The organism is Mycobacterium sp. 1465703.0 (assembly GCF_001672975.1).
In the GTDB taxonomy this organism is placed as follows: Bacteria; Actinomycetota; Actinomycetes; order Mycobacteriales; family Mycobacteriaceae; genus Mycobacterium.
Window position 1 is genome coordinate 1 of the sequence record NZ_LZKU01000165.1, and the last position, 4,337, is coordinate 4,337.

Consider the following 4,337-nt stretch of genomic DNA (forward strand, 5'->3'; position numbering starts at 1 on the left):
TCAGGTCGCACCCGTCCGAAAGGTTGCGCTGAATCACGAGATTCGTGACGTCGAGGTCGTAGGTCAGAATCTCGCCGGGCCCGCCGTCGGCGCCGCCCCGGGCGGCCTGAATGCACACGCGCCAGTTGTCGTCGGGCGGCAAGAACACGCCGTTTTCGGCCTTCGGTCGCGTGACCCGCCAACGCGAGCCGGCGGCCGCGCTGGCGCGGTGTACCCGGTCGACGACCGGCGCGGCCGACCAGCTCGACGACGCGGCCGCGCTCACATGGTGGGCGCGCACAGCAACGGGCGCGCCGTGCCATGCGTAGCCGGCCGCCGTGCTCGACGACACGTTAGGTCGCGGCTCCGGTGACCGGGAAGGTTTCGAGCGTGAGTTGCCCGTTCGAATCGAACGTCAGGTCGCCGGTCAGCGGAAAGTTGCCGTACCACGTGCCTTGCCCGCTGGCGTCCGACCACGCCGAAACGTACGGCGCCGGCCCCCCGGGCGTGCCGCCGGTGAACTGGACGGGCGCGGCGAGGTCGAAGCCGCCGGCGGCGTCGACGACGGTCCATACCGGCGTCTGCATACCGGCGTTCGACTTGTTGGCCGCTCCCCCGACACCCGGGTTGTCGGTGTGCAGTTGCAAACCCTTGATCGCCGAGCGGGTCGCGTTGCCTTGCACCGCGAGAAGCGCGTCGCTGAAACCGTCACCAGCCGCCATAACAGCCACTCCCCTTTGAGGTCAGATTGTGTTGAACGTGTTGTGCCACAGCACAAGACACCTGCTGTCGGCGTTCGTGCCGGCCGCCGACCACGACATCGGTATCGGCGTTTTCTTCGGCAAAATGAGCTGGTCGAGATACTTCGTCGCCCCGATGAGCTTGTTGCGCCATGCGACGTTGTTGCTGTCGATGACGCGCCGCGACCACGGGTACGAACTGACTTCGACGACCACGCCGGCGGCGATGTCCATGCCGAGCTGTATTTCGCTGTTGCCCAGCACCGCGACCGGGTTCGACATCGGCCCGTAGAACAGCACGCGGAACCATGCGTTTTGCTCGCCGCCGATCGTGTAAACAACCGGGTCGGCGCCTTCGGCCAGCTCGACGAACGTCTCGGTTTCTTGATAGCACAGCGTGTCCATGCGCCGGAATTCCGCGGTCACCTTGCGGAACTGGCTCGTCTTCGTCTTCGGCGAATATTGGAACTTGCCCGGCCGGCCCCACACGACTTTTGTCAGCCCGTAGCCGTCGCAGTAGTAGAACGGTTTGTACTGCCCCCATTGCTGTTTGATGTCGTCGGCGAACCATTCGTCTTGCAGCGCCCCCAACAGTTTCGACGCCTTATCAACCAGATCGGCCGGCAAGCTGTTCGGCATGTTGCGCATGGGCGCGTTGTCCCTGACGCCGATGGTGAACGTGATCGGCTGCGCCGAGCGGGTGTCTTTCGACATCGTGGTCGTGTCGCTGTTCGGTATCTGCGAATCCTTCGCGTTGACCGTGTAACCGCCGATGTTCGTGCCGAGTATTTCGTACTGGGTGTTGGGCCCGATGACGATTTCGCCTATCTGCCACTGGAATCGGCGCAGATTGTTCGACATCAGAAGTTCGTCGCCGCCATCGCGCCAGTTGTGCCGCTGGTGCTAACCATCCACATGCTTTCGTTCAGTAGCGAGCTCGCCGACTGCCCCGGGCCCGCGTAGATGTTGAATTCGGTGTTCGTGCCCGGGTTCGGGTTCTGGCCGCTCCCATAGTCATACGTCGAATTCAGGAACGACGGCACGTTCATCGTGTCCTTGTTTTCGGGGTTGTCTGCCGAATACGCGATGAGCTGGCCGGTGTTCTTGTTCAACTCCATGTGCACATCGCCCATCAGCGGCGTGCCGGCAAGACCGGTCAGTTGGGTCACGAACTGGCCGACGTATCCGCCGATGATGTGATAGACCTGTTGGCCGAAATCAATTGCGGCGTTGATGCCTTGCAGCGCGCTACCAATCAACGACGCGATCTGGCCGGCGGCGCCCAGCGCGGCCGACGCGCCTTCGGCGCCCCCGCTGGGATCGGAACCCGAACCGGCGCCGACGAAGCCGGCAATCGTCGACAACACCTGGCCCGTTGCGTTCGCGACGTCGGCAGCGAACGTGATGTATTTCTGAACGTCGTCGATGAAATGCATGATGTCTTCGCTGTTGCGAACGCCATACACCGCGCGGTCGGCGATGTCCTGCGTCGCGGTCAGCGCGTCCAAGCCGCCCTGAATGGCTTGAATGATGCTCGACGCGATGTTGCTGGCGCCCTGCGCGACCGAGCTGAACATCTGAACCGGCCCCTGGCCTTGCACGAAGCCCGAATTCTGCGCGATCTGGTTTTGCGTCGACTGCAATGCGTCGATCGTGTTCTTGTTCCCGATCGCGTCTTGCGCCTTGAGCCCGTTGATGGTGGTCGTGATGCTGTTGAGCGTCGACAACACGGTCGCGTCGCTGGCGCCCGGCGTTTTGGCGGCGTCGATCTGCGACGCGAGCGCGGGGTTTCCCTGCAAATACGCTTGCAACAGTTGGTCGTTCACTGTCGCCGACTTGCCGGTGTTGTCCTTAATCAGACCGAGCGCGTTCGCGACGTCGGGGTAGCCGGCCGCCAGCGCGGCCGCCTGTTGCGGGTTCGGCGTGCCGCCCGGCGCCAGCGGCAAGTTCGTCATCGAACCCGGCGGCACCTGGCCGTTGAACAGCACGGGCACATCGGTCGCCCAGTGCACATGGTCGGTGTGGTCGGCGTACGTGCCGCCGGCGGTCGTGTAGTACTGGTTTCGGCCGAGCACCTGGCCGCCGGCGATGCCGAGCTGCGCGCCCGTGGTCGGGTTCTGCCAGATCGCTTGAAGTGTCTGCGACGCCAGGTTCGTGCGAATGTAGTCGGCGAACCGCTGCATGTTGTCGACCGAGCCACTGAAATCGAACGCCCACGAACCCATTTGCCCCTCGCCGCCGTGCAACGTGGTGTCGGCGTGGTCGGTGGCGGTCAGGCCGAACGCGGCCGCGAGCTGGTTGACCCATGCCGGCGCGCCGGCCATGCTGCCGGGGCCCTGTTTGGTGAACAACGGCGCGATGCCGGCAGCGGTCAAGGTCGACGGCGTGTAGTTCGCGCTGGCGCCGCCGAGTGTGCCGGCGCGCGACGCCGGGTTCGCGGTGATGCTGGGCGCCGCCCCCGGGGCCGTGGGCGGGGCGTACTGCAATGTGCCGTCGGGGCCGACGATGACCTTCGTGCCGCCGACGGTGCCCAAGCCGCCGTTCGGATTCTTCACTACGGGCCCGTACGCGCGTGTGCCGGCCGGCGGTGCTGGTGTTGCGCCGGCCGGCGGTGCGATCGGCGGTGCCCCGGGTGTCGACACGCCGCCGCCGGTGATCGCCTGCCAATCGGGCCCCTTGATGCCCGGGCCGAGCTGGTCGAGCGCGCGGCCGGCGCCGGCGAGCTGCGACGCGACCGCGTTGTAGTACGACGAGCCCTTGCCGACGCCCGGGTTCTGCGTCTGGGCGGCCGCGAGTAGCGGGTCGGTCGGGTTCTTGGCGAGCTGGGCCGCGAACGCCTCGTAGAACTTATTGATGGCGTAATTCGGGTCCATGATCTGTTGCGGCGTGCCCCAGCCCTGCGACGGCCGCTGCTGATAGACGCCCAGGCTGTCGCGGTCGCCGTAATTCAGGTTGCGGTAACCAGACTCGTCGCCGGCGACGGCGAGTGCGGCTTGGATCGCGGCGTCGTTCAGGCCGCGAGCTCGGCCGGCCGCGATGATCGCCTTTTGAATGTCCTGTTGGCTCGCGTCGGGCCCCAGGCCGAGCGGAATGTTCGGGTCGTTCAGGTGGCCGGCGTCGCCGGTGCCGAGCACCTGCCCCCACGTCGGCCCTTGCTTGCCTTGCAGTGCTTTGCGCTGCAATTCCTGCATCGCCTGTTCTTGGGCCTGTTGCGGTGACAGCTTGCGCCAGGTGCGGTCGCCCAGCGTCGCGCTCAGCGCCGGGATTTTGCTGAGCAGCGAAAGCGTCTGGGTCAGCGGCGAAACAAGGTGCTGGGTCACAAGATTGAGCCCGTTTTGCGCGGCCGACAGTAGCTTGCCCATGTCGGCCGCGAGCCCGGCCAATCCGCGGTTCTTCGGGAATTCGTGCGACAGGTAGCGGTCGAGAATGCTCGTGTCGGCGTGGGCAATCCACGGTGGCAACAGCGAGCCGCCTTCGGTGCCGGCGCCGCCGGCTGCCGGCGCGCCGACGATGCCGCTCGCGGCCGCCGCGCCGGCGCTGGTGCCCACGCCGCCCGAGCTCAGTGCCCGACTGGCGGCCGTGGCCGTCGACTTGGCCGCCGCTTCGATCGCGGGTTGC

Annotated in this window: 3 protein-coding genes and 1 pseudogene; all 4 read right to left on the bottom strand. The window is 66.2% G+C overall.

What is annotated here, in order from left to right; genetic code table 11:
* On the bottom strand, positions 1 to 331 hold a 331-nt coding region (locus A5625_RS14655), incomplete at its 3' end, for a hypothetical protein (RefSeq protein WP_156748238.1).
* 1 nt (position 332) lies between these two features.
* On the bottom strand, positions 333 to 701 hold the full coding sequence (locus A5625_RS14660) for a hypothetical protein (protein WP_066994896.1): 369 nt from the start codon (positions 699 to 701) through the stop codon (positions 333 to 335).
* 21 nt (positions 702 to 722) lie between these two features.
* Entirely contained in the window at positions 723 to 1,580 is an 858-nt protein-coding gene (locus tag A5625_RS14665; RefSeq protein ID WP_066994899.1) for a hypothetical protein, read from the bottom strand.
* Positions 1,580 to 4,337, bottom strand: a pseudogene (locus A5625_RS29635) (hypothetical protein); the annotation flags it as partial. The gene A5625_RS14665 and the pseudogene A5625_RS29635, both read right to left, overlap by 1 nt.

Excerpts from the sequence above, each read along its gene's own strand:
- A5625_RS14660 (WP_066994896.1), bottom strand. The coding sequence starts at position 701 with ATGGCGGCTGGTGACGGTTTCAGCGACGCGCTTCTCGCGGTGCAAGGC.
- A5625_RS14665 (WP_066994899.1), bottom strand. The coding sequence starts at position 1,580 with ATGTCGAACAATCTGCGCCGATTCCAGTGGCAGATAGGCGAAATCGTC.